Here is a 17,220-nt window from a genome sequence, read left to right on the forward strand (position 1 = left end):
GAGCCGCCGTACGTGGGTGATGCCCGGATGAACCGCGCCACGAAGCCGGTGTACGGGGGTGATGGTCGATGAGCCGCGCTACCGTGCCGCCGTACGTGCGACTGGCGAACGAGATTGCGGCCCAGTTCGCTCACCGGGCGCCGGCCGACGCTGCTACGGCGATCGCGAACCACATGCGGATCACCTGGGATCCCCGGATGAAGCAGGCCCTGATCGCCCACGTCGAAGCCGGCGCCGAAGACCTCGACCCAGCAGCCGCCCTCGCCGCCCAGCAACTCCAAGCAGCCGCCAAGTGACCCAGCCGAACGACCTCCCACGACGCGACCACGTGTCGTGGGACGCAGCCCGCCGGGTCGCCCACCTAGTCGGCCGCCCCCAACCGGCAGTCTCCCGCGCCCTCGCCGACGCCGCCGGCTGCGTACTCGCAAGCCCCCTGGTCTCACCCGCCGCAGTCCCACCAGTAGACCGCTCAGCCATGGACGGGTACGCCGTCCGCGGTCCCGGCCCCTGGCGCGTCATCGCCCACGTAGCCGCCGACTCCGCCGCCTCGGTCGAGCTAGCCGACGGACAAGCCTGCAGCATCACCACCGGCGCCGCCGTACCAGCAGGCGCCACCAGCGTCATCCGAGACGAAGACATCGAGCTAGACGGCCCCTGGGTCCATGGCCCATCCGACCCAGGCAAACACATCCGCCGAGCCGGCGAGGAATGCCAAGCAGGCGAGGTAGTCCTCCCCGCAGGCGTCGTCGTAGACGGCCCAGTCCTAGGCCTAGCCGCCTCCCTAGGCCTGAACCGCCTAACCGTCATCCCCCAACCAGTAGTAGCCGCCCTAATAACCGGCGACGAACTAGTCCACCAAGGCCCCTCCACCCCAGGCCGCGTCCGCGACGCCATCGGCCCCATGCTCCCCACCCTCATCACCCAAGCAGGTGCCCAGCTAGGCCCCATCCGCCACCTCCCCGACACCCGAACAGCCCTCCTAGAAGCCCTCCGCACCCCCCGAGACCAGCACCCCACCCCTCCCCATCCCACCGCGGGCTCCGTCGCCGACAGCCTTGGTGGCGCCGAGCAGTACGCCCAGGCGGCTGACACCGGCCTGCGCGGCGAGCGTGGCACCCCTCCCCACCCCAGCCCGAGCTTCGGAGACCAGTCGGGTGTCCCTCCCCACCCCAATCCCGGGTCTGTTGCCAGTGGCGTTGGTGGCGCAACTCCGGGGGCGGCCGGGTGGGGTGAAGGTGGGCTGGCAGGGGCTGACCTGATCCTGGTGTCTGGGTCTTCGGCTTCGGGGCCGGCTGATCATTTGCGGGCGGTGTTATCCGAGCTGGGGGCTGAGTTGGTGGTGGATGGGGTGGATTGCCGGCCGGGGCATCCGCAGGCGGTGGCTCGGTTGGGGGATGGGCGGTTGGTGGTTGGGTTGCCGGGGAACCCGTTGGCGGCTTTGAGTGCGTTTCTGACGGTGGGGGTGGCGGCGATCTCGCGGTTGCGGGGGTTGCCGTTGCCGGCGTTGGCTGTTGCGGCTATTCCGGGTGGGGTGGCTTGCCATCCGCACAGCACGCGGTTGGTACCAGTGCGCGTTACCGGGCAAGGCGCCGTACCGGTGGGGCATGGGGGATCAGCGATGTTGCGGGGTGCTGCTGAGGCGGACGCCCTGGCAGTCGTGGAACCCGGGCCGGCTGAGGCGATTGCGGCGCGGTTGTTGCCGCTGGATCCGGGAGCGCGGCCATGGGGCGGCTGATTGCGCGGCGTCCGGTCGTCCGAATAGGACCGGACGGCGAGCGCAGCCGACCCGACTCACTCGCCGTCGAGGAACCGCTCGAACTGCGCGTCGACGGCAAACCTCTCGCCGTCACGATGCGCACGCCCGGCCACGATGTCGAGCTGGCGCACGGGTTCCTGCACACCGAAGGCGTGATCGGGAGCGTCGACGACATCCGCGATGCGCGCTACTGCGATTCGCGTGATGACGAAGGCCGCAACACCTACAACGTCCTCGACCTCGGCCTGGCCCCCGGCGTACCGCCGCCGGTCACGGGAGTCGAGCGCAACTTCTACACCACCTCATCCTGCGGCGTCTGCGGCAAAGCGTCACTCGACGCAGTTCGCTTGAAAACAAGGTATTCCCCGGCCGACGACGAGACCCAGATCCGGTACGACGTACTGGCGAAACTGCCCGACGTACTCCGCACCCGTCAGCAGGTCTTCGACCGCACCGGCGGCCTACACGCGGCCGGCCTGTTCACGCCCACCGGCGAACTCCTCGTCGTACGCGAGGACGTAGGCCGCCACAACGCCGTTGACAAAGTCATCGGCTGGGCCATCCTCGACAACCGAATCCCAGCCCGCGGCCTCATCCTCATAGTCTCCGGCCGAGCCAGCTTCGAACTAGCCCAAAAAGCCGTCATGGCCGGCATCCCAGTCCTAGGCGCAGTCTCCGCCCCCAGCTCCCTGGCAGCCGACCTAGCCGAAGAATCCGGCCTCACCCTAGCCGCCTTCATCCGCAACGGCTCCCTCAACGCCTACACCCACCCCACCCGCATCACGAGCTAGCGGCGCCCCTCTTCACCCCGTCTGGTGGGTATGCCAACCAGACGGTGGGTTGGCCAACCGCCCTACGATTGGCCAACCCACCATCGGATGGGTCTACCCACCAGATGGGTCACGAACTGGGGGCTAGGGAGCCGCCCCAGTTGTCGGTGGCTTGGCGGGCTTCGGCGTCTACGAAGTAGCGGTGTTCGAGGGTGCCGTTGGCTATGCGGTAGAAGACGTGGTGGGCGTCGGCGGTGGAGAGGCCGATCGGGTCGTCGGTGACTACGCCTACGGCTCCCCAGTTGTCGGATTCCGGCGGGTCGATGGTGGGGGACCAGTAGAAGTGGACGAGGTCGCCGTTCTCCTTGCGGGCAACGACGTGCTGCTGGTTCTTGTGGGCGAACGCATGTGGGTTCCCGACGAACGGGCCGCCGGTCCAGATGTCGCCGAGCACCGTCGTACCGTCGAGGAAGCGGTGCTGCAGTTGCCCGTCGGCGTTCCGGAAGAAGACATGCGCCTGTACGCCGGTGCTGAACCCAGTCACGTCCGACGTGACACCGCTGGCGACACCCCAGTTGTCGTACGTCGGATTCCCGCCCGGAGCCCACGACCAGTGCTTCAGCTCGCCGTTCGGTCCGCGACCGAAGATGTGCTGCTGATCCTTGTGTACAAAGGCAAACGGGTTACCGACGAAGGGTCCGTTGGCCCAGACACCCGTGGTGATCTGGTCGGTACCCTGGTCCCAGAACTTGTGTTCCAGGTTCCCGTCCGGGTTGCGGTAGAACAGGTGCTGCTGGTTCTTGTACGCGAACCCGGTCGGGTTCGACAGCACGCGTCCTTCGGTGCCCCAGGTGTCGAGCACCGGCGCGCCGGTTCCCGCCTGCCACCAGTGCCGCACGGTGTTGTCCTTGCCGCGGGCAAATACATGCTGCTGACCGTTGTGTACATACCCGATCGGCTTCCCGGCGAGGTTGCTCGATCCCCAGTCCTGGATGACCTTGTCGGTCGCCGGCGACCACATCAGGTTCACCAGCGTGCCACCAGTGCCGACTGCCGCCACGTGCTGCTGGTCGAGGTACCGGTACGCCTGACCGCCCGCTCCTCCACCACCGGCGAGCTGCTGGGCGATCTCCGCCCGCAACGCGTCCAGGTCGATGAACGACGGGTCGATCTTGCCGGTCGTCGACGTCTCCCGGTGACCGCGGACGTAACTCGCGTCGCGACCCAACTGCCGCAGTACGGCGACTGTCGCCTTCACGGAGGCGTCGTACTGTGCCGGTGTCATCTGCTGATTGACGCCGTTGTAGTCGATCTCCCAGCCGATCAGCATGGTGTTGCCGTCACCAGCCGGGATCGGACCGCTGGCCCGGGCCGCGCCCGCGTGGTTCGCGCGATTGGCGGAGATAACGTGGAACACGCCGTTGTAGTCGACCAACGCCTGGCACAGCGGGCCTTGCAGGTCGGAGCGGCCGTTGATGCAGATGCCGAGCGCGGGATGCGGGTTGCTCGGGCTCGACGTGGCGGCGGTGTGGTGCCAGAGCACGCCGATCGGGTTGAACGACCCGGACACTCCACGGGCCTTCCAGTTGCCCTCCTCGACGACCTGTACGCCGGCCGCCCGGAGCACGTCGGCGAGCCAGGTGATGCTGGCCATCAGCGGAGCACCGTCGGGTCGGCCGCGATCAGGTCGGCCAGGCACTCAGGCTTCTTCTTCAACGCCTGAGCGGGAACGGCCGAGAGCCCGGCCTGCGCGGCCAGCGCCACGGCCGGAATACTCAGCAGAACTCTGCGGCGGGACAACCTGGGCGGGGTCATAAGTCCTCCAACGATGAAGATCGGTGGAGATATAGGACCAGTCGGCCCAGCACCTGAGCAATCAATCAAATACAGGTGGAATGGCCCAGCCGCCTTGTGGGGTCAGCTCGGCCAGGGGTGCGGGCCGTAGATGGCGTGCGGCTGGTTCTCGATGTAGGCCCAGTAGCGGTCGCCGTAGGACCAGTGCCACCACTCGGTCGGGTAGTTGACGAAGCCGGCCGAGGTGAGCACGTCGGCGAGCAGCTCGCGGTTGGTGCGGGCCTCGCGGCTGATGTTCGGGGCGGCGAAGAAGCACGCTCCGTCACTCTGCTCGGGGGTCGCGTCGATCGGCGTACCGAGATCGAGTGGACCACTCGCGCCGACCAGCGTCAGGTCGACGGCAGCGCCGGCCACGTGCGGTGCGACCTCGATCGGGGAGACGAACCGGCTCGCCAGGACGCGGATCTCGGTCTCGTCCAGGTCGGGATGCAGCGTGCGGAGCTCGGCGCAGTAGCCGTCGTAGATCTCCCGCTGGGACTCGAGCGGCCGCAGCCCCTCGACAACGTGCAGCTGGATCCCCGACGGCAGGAACGCGTTCGCGATCGCGAGCCGGTCCGCAACACCTTCACGGGAGTACGCCGTACCGGGGGTCTGGATGCCGCGGGTGGCCAGCTCGACCACCGGTTCGCCGTTCTCGATCGCGTCGATCCGGGTGATCCGGTCGTCGCTGAGCAGTACCGTCACGACTGGGCGACCGCCGTCTTGATCAGTACGTCGACCACGTCGGCGTAGGTGTATCCGGCCGCGGCCCACATCCGCGGGAACTGTGAGGCCGGCGTGAATCCGGGCAGCGTGTTGATCTCGTTCACGACCGGCTTGCCGTCCGCGGGGACGAAGAAGTCGACCCGGGCCAGGCCCTTGCAGCCGAGCACCTCGAAGACCTCGAGCGCGGTCCGGTTCAGCAGCTCGGCCAGCTCCGGGGTCAACGGCGCCGGTACGACGAATTCGGTCGCGCTGGAGGCGTCGTACTTGGCGGTCGCGTTGAAGAACGGCTGAGCCGGGTCGCTGTGGATCTCCAGCGGCGGGCCGACCTCGACCCGGCCGTCGGGGAACTGCAGGACGGCGAGGTCGATCTCGCGGCCGACCATCTCCTTCTCGACCAGGACCTGCGGGTCGAGCTCGGCCGCCGCCGCGACCGCGTCGGCCAGCGAGGCCAGGTCGGTGGCGCGGCCGACACCGAAGCTGGAACCGCCGTTCGCGGGCTTCACGAAGACCGGGAACTCGACATCGGCCTCCTTCAACTTCTGTACGGCGGCCTCGGCGTCCTGGGTCTCCGCGCCGAACAACCGGACACCCGGAGTGACCGGAATGCCGTGCGCGCGCAGAACCGCCTTCGTCAGGTGCTTGTCCAGGCCGACCGCGCTCGCGGTGACGCCACTACCGACGTACGGGACCTTCAGCTGGTCGAGGAAGCCCTGCAGACGGCCGTCCTCGCCGTACTCGCCGTGCAAGCCGATCAGTACGACGTCGACCGCGCGAAGCAGGTCGATCGCCTCGTGCAGGCCGTTGGCCCAGTCGCCCTGCTGGTCGATGACGAGCGGAACCGCGGTGTGACCGAGCGAGGCGACCGCGTCGGCGATCCCCTTGCCACTGGCCAGGGACACGTGGTGTTCGGGGCTGGCGCCGCCCATCACGACCGCGACCTTCATCGAGTTGCCTCCTCATAGCGACGCGGCACCCTGGTTCCGATGCCACAGTAGATTTCGTGCGGGATGGTTCCGGCCCAGTCCGCCCAGTCCTTGGCGGTCGGCTCGCCGTGCGAACCGTCTCCGAAGATCGTCACCGGCTCGCCCGGATCGACCGCCAGATCACCGGCGTCGACGACGAACTGGTCCATCGCGATCCGGCCGACTACCGGCATCCGGACCCCGCGGCACAGCACACTAGCCTGCTCGACCGCGACCCGCGGAATCCCGTCGGCGTACCCGAGCGGGACCAGCAGCACGGTGGTGTCGCGCTCGGCGACGAAATCATGTCCGTACGAAACGCCCTCGCCGGCGCTGATCCGGCGTACCTGGAAGGCCTTGCTCATCAACCGCATTGCCGGGCGCAGGCCGATTCCGGTCTCGTCGATGCCGTAGAGACCGGCGCCGATCCGGATGACGTCACAGTCGGGCGCGTCGAGGTTGATCGCCCCGGCCGAATTGGCCAGGTGGATCGTGCTCGGGCGCAGCCCTGCGCGCCGGGCCAGCACCACCCCGGTCCGGAGCAGCTGCAACTGCTTCCGGCTCTGGACGGCGTGCGGATCGTCGCCGTGCGACAGATGCGACCAGATTCCCCGGACGACGAGCGCACCGAGCGCCTCGTGGTGCGCCGCGGCCCGGGTCAGTTCAATCCACTGGTCGGGGGTGCTGCCGGCCCGGTGCAGACCGGTATCGAGTTTCAAATGCACGTTTTTGACGGCCGGAACCGAGGCAACTCGCTGCAGCTCGGCGACCGTGGAGACGCTGACATCGACGTCCATGTCACCCAGCAGCATCAGCTCGGCGGCGTCGTACAGCCAGGTCAGGAGCGGGGCGGTCAGACCAGCGGCCCGCAACTGCAGGGCCTCATCGGCCCGCGCGACCCCAAGCCAGGTCGCCCCGGCATCGATGGCAGCCCGAGCCACCGGTACGGCGCCGTGCCCGAACGCGTCGGCCTTGACCACGGCCATCACGTCGTGCGGAGTCAGCCGCCGGAATGTCCGGACGTTGTCCCGCACTGCCGACAGGTCGACTACGGCCTCGGACAGACCGGCGATACCCGTGGGCGCCGGGCGCTGCCGGGCCTGGACCAAGTTCATGTTCCTCATTGTTGTAGCTGGCAACCATCAGTTCATCGGATCACGGAAGGATGTTGCGCAGATCTGACGTACGACTCTGGTCTGACGCTCTGCTCCCTACCAAAGGTTCACCCGAAGGCCTGAATACCTTCTCGGAGGTCCGTATCCGCTGCGTTTCACCATAGCCGCGCTACGCAGCGTGAGATTGGGTGGCTGTGTGCAGCTGCCGGATACTGGGCGTCGTGGAGCCCACCGAACACCTGCAAGCGTCGCTCACCGCGGCCATCGCGCTGGCGAACGTCTTCGGTGCACCCACGCGGCAGGGCCGGCCGGCCGCGCCGCCGGACGACGAGGCCATCCGCGGCGTGCTGCGGCTCACCACCAATCGAACCGTCCCGATCGAGCTCCATGAATATGAGACGGGCGCGCGGCAGTTGTATGACGCGCTGAGCCTGTTACCGGATGTCGACGGCGCGGTGGCGCTCGTCAACGACTTGCTGCGGCGTACTCAGGCGACCCCGCAGCTGACCCGGGAGCCGGGGCAGCTGTGGCACCTGCATTTCGCGGCGCCGGGGGTTTCCGCGGCGACCGGGTGGCTGGCCGAGTTCGCGACCGCGGTGGCGATGCTGCTCGGCAGTCACGACTCGGAGCGGCTGCGGCGGTGTGCGGCCTCGCGGTGTGATGACCTGTTCTTGGATTCGACTCGGAACCGCACTCAGCGGTTCTGCTCAACGGCTTGTCAGAACCGCACCAAGGTCGCTGCGCACCGCGCTCGCACTGCCTGACGCCGTCACCATGGTTGCTTCCGGCAACCAACCGAGTGAGCGGTAGAGCTGGACGCCGACTTCGGTCGCCATCAGGAGGGCGCTGTCCGCGCCGCGCTCGAGCGCTCGTTGACTGAGCGCGCCCATCACTACGCTGCCGAGGCCGCGGCGGCGATGGTCGGGGTCGGTGTGGATGTCGTGCATGACCGCGTCTGTGCCGACGGTTGCCATCATTCCGCGGGCGGCGACTGTGCCGTCCGCGGCCTGGAGTTGCACGCGATCCAGTGGTCCGTCGCTCTGCATGGACAGCTGGTACGGCGGGGGCGTCGCGGGCTGGGGGTGGTTGCGTAGCGCGATCGACATCAGCACCTTCTGTTCCGCGAACGGCTGCAGTCCGGCGGCGCTCATTCGTGCGGCCGCGGCGTTGCCGTACTGCGTGGTGACGGTCAGCCAGGTGGTCTCGGTGACGGCCGCGGCCAGGCGGTCGATGAGGGCCGGGTCGTCGGTCAGCGTGAACATCTCCCGCTCACGCCCGGGCAGGCCGAGGTGCGCGAGCAGGACGTCGTCGTACTCGAGCGGTTGTTCCAGGCCGCGGCACAGCCGCCAGCCCGCCATCCATCGCCTCACGGTATCCATTCCGTGAGTGTAACTGTTTATTTTGAGTTAGTCAGTTACCGAGGACGAAGGTCTGGATGGCGATCACCGCGCCGCCGCGGGCCCATTCGGTGAAGTCGGCGGGCTGCAGGACCATCGGCAGCTCGGCGCCGGACGGGTGCCGGTCGGCGTGCAGGGCGGCCAGCAGTTCGGTCCGGGCGACTTCTGCGAGTCGGACACCCTCGCCGCCGAGGACGACCCGCTGGGGCATGGTGAAGTTCGCGGCGGCGGCGATGAGCTTCCCGAGCGCGAACCCGGCCTGACTGATCACCGGCTCGGCCGCGGGGTCGCCCTTGGCCGCGAGATCCAGGCACTCCTCGTAGTCGACCGCCCGCCCGAGCGCGGCGCCGACCCGGGAGGTGATCGAGCCCACGGTGAGCAGACTGAGCGCGCAACCGCGGTGCCCACGGTCGCAGAGCGGGCCGTCGGGGATCAGCGGGTGATGACCGATCAGCCCGATGCTGGTGTCCGGGCTCTCAATCGTCCGGTTGTGGACGACGAGGCCGTACCCGACGCCGGCGCCGATCGTGATCAGCACGAACCGGTCCGCACCCCGCCCGGCCCCGAACCAGTGGGTCGCCTCGGTCAGCGCGTCAAGATCGTTCGCCACCACGATCGGCGTACTGGTCCCGGCGGCCAGCAGCTCGCCGAGCGGCACGTCCACCCAGTCCAGGTACGGTCCCCACCGCACCTCGGTCCCGTTAGCAACCCGCCCACCAAGCGTCACCCCGATCCCCGTGATCGCCCGCGGCGACTGGGCCGCGAGATCGTCAGTCAGCTCCATAATGAGGTCAACCACCGCGGACGGTGTGTGATCAGTCAATGGCCGCTCCAGGCTCGCGATCACCTCGGCCCGCAGGGTCGTCAGTACGCCGATCGCCCGGTCGCCGGTGAGTTTGATCCCCACGAAGTGATGAGCTGCCGGATCGAGATCCAACGGCTGCGATGGCCGTCCAACTCGGGCATCCGTAGGCCCGGCCGACACCTCGACCAGCAACCCCGACTCCACCATCGGCTTCGTCAACCGCGTCAAACTCCCCGGCGACAACCCCACCCGCCGAGACAACTCGGCACGCGACAGCGGCCCATCCAGCAGGATCTCCAACGCCACCTGCCGAGAGGGCCCCACCAACGGCTGCCAACTCCCCATCCCAACAGCCTAGTTGCCTAGTTGTCGTTCCAGGCGGCGTAGACGGGTGGAGCGGCTGCTTGCGGCGGCGAGGGTGAAGGTGGCGCACAGCATCACGAGCAGGCCGGGCATGGGGTGTGAGATGGCGAAGAGGAGTACGACGCCGGTTGCGAGCAGGAGGCCGGTGGCGATGCGCAGGCGGATGATGTCAGTCCGCAGCCGCCGGGCCGCCCACACCTGCTCAACCGTCACCCCGCCACCCTCCCAGATCCGCGAGCCTCAGTGCGGGAGCTTGCGGGTGTCGATCAACTGCTGGGCGACGTCGCGGAGTTTGGTGTTGGTGTCTTGGGAGTAGCGCTTGAGGATGGCGAAGGCTCGCTCGCCGTCGACGTCGAAGCGTTCCATCAGGATGCCCATGGCCTGGCCGACGAGTTTGCGGGCGTCGACGGCCTGGGCCATCGTCTCCTCGTGCCGGGCCGAGGCGACGGCGACTGAGGCGTGCCGGGCGAGGATGTGGGCGATTGCCTCGTCGTCCTCGGTGAAGGCATCGGGGGTCGGGCTGTAGAGGCCCAGTACGCCGACCGTCTGGCCGGCCGCGTCACCGGTTGCCAGCGGGACGTCCAGCGAACTGCGGACCCCGAGCGCCGCGACCTTGCTGGTCCATTCCGGCCAGCGGCCGTCGGTTTCGGTGTCGCGGATCAGGATCGTGGTCCGGTCCCGCAGGGCGGTCACCAGTGGGCCGACGTCAGTGCGGAGCTGCAGTTCGTAGACATCGGCCACGACCGGATCGGTCACCGCCGCGATCTCCGGGCTACCGCCCCGCGTGTACAGCGCGACACCGGCGTACGTGCAGCTCAGTGCCTGCAAAGCGAACTGGACGACGGCATCGATGGTCTCTTCGACGCCAGGCGCATCGTGTAGCTCGATGGCCAGCTGTGCGAACGCATCCGCCGAGGTGGCGGTGAGCTCTTGCTCGGTCAACGGGGCTCCCAATGGTCATTCGTACGCCGGAACGCCCGGGCAGACGGCGTCCGCAGGAGACATCATGCAGCCTCCACCCTGGATTCCCACAGTAGGGTTGCACCATGGCGGACTTCCCGGCCTTGCTGAGCGGCCGGACGAACTGGCGGCGGGAGTTCGCGGCTCCGATGCGCAGCTTCCTGCGCACCGAGGCCGGCAGCTCCGGAGTGCTCGCGGCGGCGATCCTGATCGCCCTGCTCTGGGCGAATCTGGCCCCGGGTTCGTACGACGAATTCTGGCGAACCGACCTCTCTTTCGAGCTCGGCCACCGCGCGTTCGGGCTCGACCTGCGGGAGTGGATCAACAGCGGTCTGATGACGCTGTTCTTCCTGGTCGTCGGCCTCGAAGCGCGGCGCGAGTTCGATCTCGGCGACCTGCGGGACCGGAGCCGGTTCGTGCTGCCGGTGCTCGCGGGCGTTTCCGGGATGGTCGCGCCGATCCTGATCTACCTGGCCTTCAACCTCGGCACCGACACCGCGCATGGCTGGGGCGTCGCGATGTCGACCGACACCGCCCTCGCGCTCGGCCTCCTCGCGCTCGTCGGTCGCGGGGTTCCGGATCGCGTCCGGGTGTTCCTGCTCACCGTCTTCGTCGTCGACGATCTGCTGGCACTGGTCGTGATCGCCGTGGTCTACAGCGAGAACATCGACCTGATGCCGCTGCTGATCGCGGTCGTCGCCTTCGCCGTCGTACTGGGCCTTGCGCTCCTCCGGGTCCGCAAACCCTGGGTGTACGTCGTTCTGGGCGTGATCACGTGGGCCGCCTTGCTCACGAGTGGCGTCGACCCGGTCGTGGCCGGGCTGGCGATCGGTCTGACCGCACCGGCGTACTCGCCTGGTCGTGAGGAGCTCGAGCAGGCGAGCGGGCTGTTCCGGGTCTTCCGCGAGCAGCCCACACCCGAGCTGGCAAGGTCGGCGACCGTCGGGCTGACCGCGGCGATCTCGCCGAACGAGCGGCTCCAGTTCCTTTATCACCCGTGGACGAGCTACCTGATCGTCCCGTTGTTCGGCCTCGCCAACGCCGGTGTAACGATCGACGCGGCCTTCCTCGGCCGGGCGTTTACCTCGCCGGTCACGCTCGGCATCCTGATCGGCTACGTGGTCGGCAAACCGGTCGCGGTCACCCTGGTCTCCTGGATGCTGGACCGCTTCTCCGGTGGCAAATACGGACCGCAGGTCGGCTGGGCGGCGGTCGCCGGCAGTGGCACGATCGCCGGTATCGGCTTCACCGTCTCTTTGCTGATAGCAACGATCGCGTTCGAAGGTCCGGCCCTCGCGGAGGCCAAGCTCGGTCTGCTGTCGGCGGTGGTCGTGTCGTCCGCGGTGACCTGGGCAGTGTTCCGGTCGGTGAAGTTGCTCAGTCCGCCGAAGAAGGCGCTCGCGCTGCTCGGTCGAGCCGAAGAGCTGGTCGATCTCGTCGATCCGGTCGACCCCGACCTCGATCACGTCCGCGGTCCCGAGACCGCCTCGGTGACGCTCGTCGAGTACGGCGATTTCGAGTGCCCGTACTGCGGGATCGCGGAACCCGTCGTACGGGATCTGTTGCAGGACGACGACCTGCGGTACGTGTGGCGGCATCTGCCGTTGTCCGACGTACACCCGCGGGCGCAGATTGCGGCCGAGGTGGCCGAGGCCGCGCATGCGCAGGGTGCGTTCTGGGAGATGCACGACCTGCTGCTGTCCAACCAGGAGAACCTGCAGCCCAAGGACCTGATGTCGTACGCCGAGCAGCTCGGCCTCGACAACCAGCGGATCCACGACGAGGTCAAGCGGCATGTCGCCGCAGCCCGGGTCGCGCGGGATGTCGAGTCGGCCGACCTCAGCGGAGTGTCCGGGACGCCGACGTTCTTCATCAACGGCCAGCGGCACTACGGCGCGTACGACGTCGAGACGTTGAAGACCGCGATCAAGGTGGCCCGGGCCCGCGCTCGGATCAGCCAGCGGTATGGCTGAATCTTGATGTACTAGGTCATTTCTGCCACTATTCTCGCCGACCGCGATCGCCGACGCTGAGGACATGACAGAACAGACCGCAGCCGTCGCCCACTTCGCAGGTCGGCTGGCCTTCGAGACCGATGTTTCCGACGTGGCCGCCGACATCGGCGCCGGTACGACGGGCTGGGTGCTGATCGACAGCCGCAGCCAGGAAAGCTGGGACCAGGGGCACGTCCCCGCCGCGATCCACCTGCCGACCCGCGAAATCGCTGAGCGCGCGGCGACCGTCGTACCGGCTGGCGTGCGCGTAGTGACGTACTGCTGGGGACCCGGCTGCAACGGCGCGACCCGGGCCGCACTGGAGTTCGCGAAGCTCGGTTATCCGGTCAAGGAGATGATCGGCGGCTTCGAGTACTGGACGCGCGAGGGCTTGCCGGTGGAGACCGCCGACGGCATCACCCGCCGGCTGTCCGACCCGCTGACCGCACCCCGCGGCGTCGCCTGCGCCTGCTAGAGCCTGTGCCTGCTAGAGGTTGGCGAGGTACTCCGCGTTGCCGCGGATGGCAGCTTCGTACCGCTTGATCTCCGGCGTCTCCAGCCGGTCTGCGATCACCAGCAGCAAGGTGGCGAGCGCCTTGTCCTTGCGGTCGGCCGCGTGCAGGGTCAGCGCCTTGAAGACCCGCAGTGAGTCCGATTCGGGGAACTCGGCGCACGCCTTCTTGAAGATCTCCAGCGACTCGTCGAACCGGTCCAGGTTGCGCAGCGTGCTGCCGTACTGCAGCAGGCACTTGCGGCGGATCTCGCCGGTCAGGCTCGGCAGCGCCTGCTCGTAGTAGCCGACGGCCTTCTCCTCCTGCCCGTCGGTGTCGTATGCGCCACCAACCTCGTAGAGCACGTACGGATTGTCCGGGTGCTCCACGAGGAGGGCTTCGAAGAAGTCGATCGTCGGCTGCATGTTGTCCCGGTCCCGCTGGGCGAAGGCTGCCTCGATCGTCGCCGCCAACTCAGGCGTCAGTTCAGTTGTCACCCTGCCATCATGCCGCGAGGGCCGCGGGCGCGATGTTCTGGTTCAGGTGGAAGAGGTTGTCCGGGTCGTACTTCGCCTTGAGTTCGGCCAGTCGGGCGAGCTTGGCCGGCGGGAAGGCGCGGTGGATCGCTTCGCCGTTGAGCGTGTTGACATAGGCACCTTCGGCGTACGGCGTCAGTGTCGCCGCGTACTCGCGGATCTCGGCGATCCGTTCCTCGTCGGCGGCGGGGTCCTGCCAGCGGGTCGCGGTGACGAACTCGAACAGGGTGTCGCGGTGACTGAAGGCGGCCGCGTCGTCCGGGGTGTCGCAGATCGCGCCGCCGTAGGCCTGCAGGCTGGCGCTGGGGCCCGGGGTGTTGATCAGCGCCTTGATTGCCTCGTCGGGCAGCGACTTGAAGTAGTGCCCCTTCCAGTAGCGGCGGTAGCGGTGACCCTGCACGCTGTCGTCCCGGCTCTGCAGGGTCAGGTACGGCATCGCCTCGACCTTCTCGTGGAGCACCGGGCCGAGTGCGCGGAACTCGGGCAGCAGGTCGTCCCCACGCGGGCCGACCCAGACGTAGCCGAGGGTGACACCGTCCGGCGTGATCGAGGCGGTGAAGGTCGCCTCCCGCGGCGCGGTGCGGTTGAGCTCGCGCCAGCCACGCAACGCGTCGTACGCCGCCTCGATCGGATAGGTGAACTCGGCAACCAATGCACGCGTCCCGATCTCGTGCAGCTGGAACTCGAACGCGGTCACGACACCGAAGTTGCCGCCGCCACCACGTAGTCCCCAGAACAGATCGGCGTTCTCGTCCGCCGTCGCGCGGATGACGTCGCCGTTCGCGGTCACTACCTCGTACGCCGTGACGTTGTCGCAGGCGAGCCCGAATCGCCGGGCCAGCCAGCCCATCCCGCCGCCGAGGGTGAGCCCGCCGACCCCGGTGTGCGAGACGTTGCCCGCGGTCGTCGCCAGGCCGTATCGCTGCGCCGCGCGATCCAGTTCGCCGAGTAGCGCGCCGCCCTGGACGATCGCGATCCGGCGTTCGAGGTCGATCTCGACCCCGCCCATCGGGGTCAGGTCGATCATCAGGCCGCCGTCGGGGACGGCCAGGCCGGCGATGCTGTGGCCGCCGCAGCGGATGCCGAGTTCGAGGTTCGAGGTCCGGGCCAGCCGGACCGCGTCCACCACGTCGGCGGTCGTCCGGCAGCGCGCAATCACGGCCGGCCGGCGGTCGATCATCGCGTTCCAGATCGAGCGGGCTTCGTCGTACCCGCGGTCTCCCGGGTGCAGAAAGGTCGTCATGGATTCACACTGACGGTCCGGCGGTACTTCGATAAGGTCCAGTTTTGTGAGCCGAATCAGGACCAATTCAGGCGAACTGCTGATCGAGCTGCAGCGAACCGGCGGCGCTCCGCTGCATCAGCAGCTCGAGAGCGGCATCCGCGCGCGGATTCGCGAGGGCCGGCTGCGGGCCGGTGCGGTGATGCCGTCGACCCGCTCGTTCGCCAACGATCTGGGTTTGTCGCGGGGTGTGGTGGTCGAGGCCTATCAGCAGCTCGTGGCCGAGGGGTATCTGGTCAGTCGGGCCGGTGGGTACACCGAGGTCGCCGAGGTGGCCGCGATCGAGTCGCCCGGGGTGACGTTGCTGACGGGCGTCGAGGCGCGGATCGATTTCCGCTACAGCCGGCCCGACGTCTCGCAGTTCCCCCGAGCCGCGTGGTTGCGGTCGATTCGCCGGGTGCTGAACGAGACGCCGTACCGGAGTCTTGCCTATCTGGACGGGCGCGGGACGATCGAGCTGCGGACGGCGCTGGCCGATTACCTCAACCGAGTCCGCGGTACGGCGGCGCTCCCGGAGCACATGATGATCTGCAACGGGTTCGCGCAGGGATCGCGGTTGCTACTGCAAGTCCTTGCTGCGCAGGGATATCGGTGTATCGCGGTCGAGGATCCGTCCGACAACGACCTGCAACGGGTGGCCGCGTCGGCCGGGCTCGTGACGGTCGGCATCCCGGTGCTTGAGGGTGGGGTTGATGTCGAGGCGCTCGAGCGGTCCGAGGCGGATGTCGTACTGGTGACGTCGGCGCATCAGTTCCCGACCGGTGCGGTGATGTCGGCGGAGACGCGCGCCGCGCTGGTCGCGTGGGCTGCGCGGCGGGACGGGTTGGTGATCGAGGACGACTACGACGCGGAGTTCCGGTATGACCGGGAACCGATCGGTGCGATGCAAGGGCTGATGCCAGATCGGGTCGCGTACGCCGGGACCGCGAGCAAGACGTTGGCGCCGGGACTGCGGTTGGGGTGGATGATTCTGCCGCCGCGGTTGGTCGAACCGATGGCGCGCGCGAAGCTGATGGATGATCGCGGGTCGCCGGTGCTGGACCAGTTGGCGTTCGCGGACTTCGTGGCGCGGGGTGAATTCGATCGGCACCTGCGTCGGATGCGGCCGCGGTACCGGTTGCTGCGGGACACGTTGGTGGAGCGGCTGGCGCTGCGGTTGCCCGAGCTGACGCCGACCGGGGTCTCGGCCGGGCTGCACGTGATGGCGCTGCTGCCGGACGACCTGACCGAGTCCGCGATCCAGGCGGCAGCGCTTGAACGTGGGTTGGGTGTCTACGGGTTGGCGCCGTACTGGGTGTCGACGCCGGGACCGGCCGGGCTCGTCTTCGGGTACGGCAGCTTGACGGTGAACTCGGTCATCGAAGGCGTCGATCTCCTGGCCGAGGCGGTCGCGGCTGTGCGCTCATGAATAACTATTCATTTCGTTGCAATTCGATCCGGATGGTTCTACTCTCGGAGGGGTGATCACCGCCGCTGGAATCGACCACCTGATGAACCGGTGCTGGCCTGCCGCGCACAGCACCGAACTCGACGGCTGGCTGGTCCGACGAGCGGCCGGTGTCACCTTGCGGGCGAACTCGGTCCTCCCGGCCGGAGCGCCGTACGATCTCGGAAAAGCCTTGGACTACGTGGAAACGCTGTACCAGGCGCACGGCATCACGCCGTCCTTCCAGATCAGCCCCGCCGCCCAGCCGACCGACCTCGACGACCACCTGGCCGCTCGCGGGTACCAGCTGAAGAACCCGACGCTCGTGCAGTGCGCCGAGGTCGCTGACGTCCTCGCGGCGCTGCCGGCGTCGACGGTCGAGGTGAATATTTCCCCGGTCGCCGACGATGCCTGGATGGAATTCTGGTGGCAGAACGACGGCCGCGGCGGCCCCGATGAACAAGCCGTCGCCCGCCAGATCCTCGATCGCGGCTCGGCCCTCTACGCCACCATCACCATCGGCAACCAGATCGCCGCCATCGGCCGGCTAGCTCTGGTCGACGACTGGTCCGGCCTCTACTGCATCGCCACCGACCCCACCTTCCGCCGCCAAGGCCTCGCCCAAGCCGTCATCCGCGCCCTGTTGCTCAAGGCAACAACCCGAGGAATCAACCACGTCTTCCTCTCGGTCCTCGCCGACAACACTCCTGCGTTGACCCTCTACAACCGCTTCGGCTTCAGCACCATCTCCCGCTACCACTACCGCACTCTGCCCTGAGCAAAAGGATCCGTGGTCTGGACCGG

19 protein-coding genes are annotated in these 17,220 nt (G+C 68.1%); 8 read left to right on the forward strand and 11 right to left on the reverse strand.

The features are described from left to right. Positions 1 to 68 precede the first annotated feature (68 nt). Genes ACFTSF_RS04315 through fdhD form a run of 3 tightly spaced genes read left to right on the forward strand, consistent with a single transcriptional unit; the run spans position 69 to position 2,547 of the window. Positions 69 to 296: a formate dehydrogenase subunit delta gene (locus tag ACFTSF_RS04315; protein ID WP_380152433.1), complete on the forward strand. Its 228-nt coding sequence runs from the start codon at positions 69 to 71 to the stop codon at positions 294 to 296. Continuing rightward, positions 293 to 1,735, forward strand: coding sequence for a molybdopterin molybdotransferase MoeA (locus tag ACFTSF_RS04320; protein ID WP_380152434.1), 1,443 nt, complete (start codon positions 293 to 295; stop codon positions 1,733 to 1,735). The genes ACFTSF_RS04315 and ACFTSF_RS04320 overlap by 4 nt, the downstream gene beginning before the upstream one ends. Beyond that, positions 1,723 to 2,547, forward strand: coding sequence for a formate dehydrogenase accessory sulfurtransferase FdhD (gene fdhD, locus ACFTSF_RS04325; RefSeq protein ID WP_380152435.1), 825 nt, complete (start codon positions 1,723 to 1,725; stop codon positions 2,545 to 2,547). Before ACFTSF_RS04320 ends, fdhD begins: the two co-directional genes overlap by 13 nt. A gap of 109 nt (positions 2,548 to 2,656) precedes the next feature. On the opposite strand, the gene ACFTSF_RS04330 is transcribed toward fdhD, so the two are convergent. The 5 genes from ACFTSF_RS04330 to alr all read right to left on the reverse strand — a co-directional run bounded on the left by ACFTSF_RS04330 (position 2,657) and on the right by alr (position 7,162). Next, positions 2,657 to 4,180, reverse strand: a complete 1,524-nt coding sequence (locus ACFTSF_RS04330) for an N-acetylmuramoyl-L-alanine amidase (RefSeq protein ID WP_380152436.1) — start codon at positions 4,178 to 4,180, stop codon at positions 2,657 to 2,659. Further along, the gene (locus tag ACFTSF_RS04335) at positions 4,180 to 4,341 is read right to left on the reverse strand and encodes a hypothetical protein (protein ID WP_380152437.1); all 162 of its coding nucleotides are present in this window, start codon (positions 4,339 to 4,341) and stop codon (positions 4,180 to 4,182) included. Before ACFTSF_RS04335 ends, ACFTSF_RS04330 begins: the two co-directional genes overlap by 1 nt. 102 nt (positions 4,342 to 4,443) lie before the next feature. After that, positions 4,444 to 5,064: a M15 family metallopeptidase gene (locus ACFTSF_RS04340; RefSeq protein WP_380152438.1), complete on the reverse strand. Its 621-nt coding sequence runs from the start codon at positions 5,062 to 5,064 to the stop codon at positions 4,444 to 4,446. Beyond that, entirely contained in the window at positions 5,061 to 6,029 is a 969-nt protein-coding gene (locus ACFTSF_RS04345; RefSeq protein ID WP_380152439.1) for a D-alanine--D-alanine ligase, read from the reverse strand. The genes ACFTSF_RS04340 and ACFTSF_RS04345 overlap by 4 nt, the downstream gene beginning before the upstream one ends. Next, on the reverse strand, positions 6,026 to 7,162 hold the full coding sequence (alr, locus tag ACFTSF_RS04350) for an alanine racemase (RefSeq protein ID WP_380152440.1): 1,137 nt from the start codon (positions 7,160 to 7,162) through the stop codon (positions 6,026 to 6,028). Before alr ends, ACFTSF_RS04345 begins: the two co-directional genes overlap by 4 nt. Before the next feature lie 221 nt (positions 7,163 to 7,383). Here alr and ACFTSF_RS04355 point away from each other — a divergent pair, with 221 nt between their 5' ends. Next, positions 7,384 to 7,926, forward strand: a complete 543-nt coding sequence (locus ACFTSF_RS04355; protein ID WP_380152442.1) for a CGNR zinc finger domain-containing protein — start codon at positions 7,384 to 7,386, stop codon at positions 7,924 to 7,926. On the opposite strand, the gene ACFTSF_RS04360 is transcribed toward ACFTSF_RS04355, so the two are convergent. From ACFTSF_RS04360 to ACFTSF_RS04375, 4 genes are read right to left on the reverse strand one after another with little or no spacing between them, the layout of a single operon-like run. After that, a complete protein-coding gene (locus ACFTSF_RS04360) occupies positions 7,870 to 8,541 on the reverse strand; it encodes a GNAT family N-acetyltransferase (RefSeq protein ID WP_380152443.1) in 672 nt (223 codons plus the stop codon). The genes ACFTSF_RS04355 and ACFTSF_RS04360 overlap by 57 nt on opposite strands. 31 nt (positions 8,542 to 8,572) lie before the next feature. After that, complete coding sequence (locus tag ACFTSF_RS04365) at positions 8,573 to 9,709, reverse strand: ROK family protein (RefSeq protein ID WP_380152444.1); 1,137 nt, start codon at positions 9,707 to 9,709, stop codon at positions 8,573 to 8,575. A 9-nt stretch (positions 9,710 to 9,718) separates the two neighbouring features. Continuing rightward, positions 9,719 to 9,940: a hypothetical protein gene (locus ACFTSF_RS04370; protein ID WP_380152445.1), complete on the reverse strand. Its 222-nt coding sequence runs from the start codon at positions 9,938 to 9,940 to the stop codon at positions 9,719 to 9,721. Positions 9,941 to 9,967: 27 nt separating this feature from the next. After that, entirely contained in the window at positions 9,968 to 10,669 is a 702-nt protein-coding gene (locus ACFTSF_RS04375; protein ID WP_380152446.1) for a GAF and ANTAR domain-containing protein, read from the reverse strand. Between the two features lie 104 nt (positions 10,670 to 10,773). Between ACFTSF_RS04375 and nhaA the strand changes: the two genes are divergently transcribed. Both nhaA and ACFTSF_RS04385 read left to right on the forward strand, forming a co-directional pair. Continuing rightward, on the forward strand, positions 10,774 to 12,660 hold the full coding sequence (nhaA, locus tag ACFTSF_RS04380; RefSeq protein WP_380152447.1) for a Na+/H+ antiporter NhaA: 1,887 nt from the start codon (positions 10,774 to 10,776) through the stop codon (positions 12,658 to 12,660). 64 nt (positions 12,661 to 12,724) lie between these two features. Beyond that, positions 12,725 to 13,156 carry a rhodanese-like domain-containing protein gene (locus tag ACFTSF_RS04385; RefSeq protein WP_344153499.1) on the forward strand — a complete coding sequence of 144 codons (432 nt, stop codon included), beginning with the start codon at positions 12,725 to 12,727 and terminating at the stop codon, positions 13,154 to 13,156. A gap of 12 nt (positions 13,157 to 13,168) precedes the next feature. On the opposite strand, the gene ACFTSF_RS04390 is transcribed toward ACFTSF_RS04385, so the two are convergent. Together ACFTSF_RS04390 and ACFTSF_RS04395 are read right to left on the reverse strand one after the other, a co-directional pair. After that, a complete protein-coding gene (locus ACFTSF_RS04390) occupies positions 13,169 to 13,669 on the reverse strand; it encodes a tetratricopeptide repeat protein (RefSeq protein ID WP_380152448.1) in 501 nt (166 codons plus the stop codon). Positions 13,670 to 13,676: 7 nt separating this feature from the next. Further along, complete coding sequence (locus tag ACFTSF_RS04395) at positions 13,677 to 14,951, reverse strand: FAD-binding oxidoreductase (protein WP_380152449.1); 1,275 nt, start codon at positions 14,949 to 14,951, stop codon at positions 13,677 to 13,679. A gap of 46 nt (positions 14,952 to 14,997) precedes the next feature. Here ACFTSF_RS04395 and ACFTSF_RS04400 point away from each other — a divergent pair, with 46 nt between their 5' ends. Then, entirely contained in the window at positions 14,998 to 16,398 is a 1,401-nt protein-coding gene (locus tag ACFTSF_RS04400; protein WP_380152450.1) for a PLP-dependent aminotransferase family protein, read from the forward strand. A 52-nt stretch (positions 16,399 to 16,450) separates the two neighbouring features. Beyond that, positions 16,451 to 17,194 carry a GNAT family N-acetyltransferase gene (locus ACFTSF_RS04405; protein ID WP_380152451.1) on the forward strand — a complete coding sequence of 248 codons (744 nt, stop codon included), beginning with the start codon at positions 16,451 to 16,453 and terminating at the stop codon, positions 17,192 to 17,194. Positions 17,195 to 17,220: the final 26 nt, after the last annotated feature.

The organism is Kribbella sp. NPDC056951 (assembly GCF_042674205.1).
In the GTDB taxonomy this organism is placed as follows: domain Bacteria; phylum Actinomycetota; class Actinomycetes; order Propionibacteriales; family Kribbellaceae; genus Kribbella; species Kribbella yunnanensis.

Bases quoted from the DNA above. Each gene is read 5' to 3' on its own strand.
- ACFTSF_RS04365 (WP_380152444.1), bottom strand. From the start codon at position 9,709: ATGGGGAGTTGGCAGCCGTTGGTGGGGCCCTCTCGGCAGGTGGCGTTG.
- ACFTSF_RS04315 (WP_380152433.1), top strand. From the start codon at position 69: ATGAGCCGCGCTACCGTGCCGCCGTACGTGCGACTGGCGAACGAGATT.
- ACFTSF_RS04385 (WP_344153499.1), top strand. From the start codon at position 12,725: ATGACAGAACAGACCGCAGCCGTCGCCCACTTCGCAGGTCGGCTGGCC.
- nhaA (WP_380152447.1), top strand. From the start codon at position 10,774: ATGGCGGACTTCCCGGCCTTGCTGAGCGGCCGGACGAACTGGCGGCGG.
- alr (WP_380152440.1), bottom strand. From the start codon at position 7,162: ATGAACTTGGTCCAGGCCCGGCAGCGCCCGGCGCCCACGGGTATCGCC.
- ACFTSF_RS04395 (WP_380152449.1), bottom strand. From the start codon at position 14,951: ATGACGACCTTTCTGCACCCGGGAGACCGCGGGTACGACGAAGCCCGC.
- fdhD (WP_380152435.1), top strand. From the start codon at position 1,723: ATGGGGCGGCTGATTGCGCGGCGTCCGGTCGTCCGAATAGGACCGGAC.
- ACFTSF_RS04330 (WP_380152436.1), bottom strand. From the start codon at position 4,180: ATGGCCAGCATCACCTGGCTCGCCGACGTGCTCCGGGCGGCCGGCGTA.
- ACFTSF_RS04360 (WP_380152443.1), bottom strand. From the start codon at position 8,541: ATGGATACCGTGAGGCGATGGATGGCGGGCTGGCGGCTGTGCCGCGGC.
- ACFTSF_RS04335 (WP_380152437.1), bottom strand. From the start codon at position 4,341: ATGACCCCGCCCAGGTTGTCCCGCCGCAGAGTTCTGCTGAGTATTCCG.
- ACFTSF_RS04345 (WP_380152439.1), bottom strand. From the start codon at position 6,029: ATGAAGGTCGCGGTCGTGATGGGCGGCGCCAGCCCCGAACACCACGTG.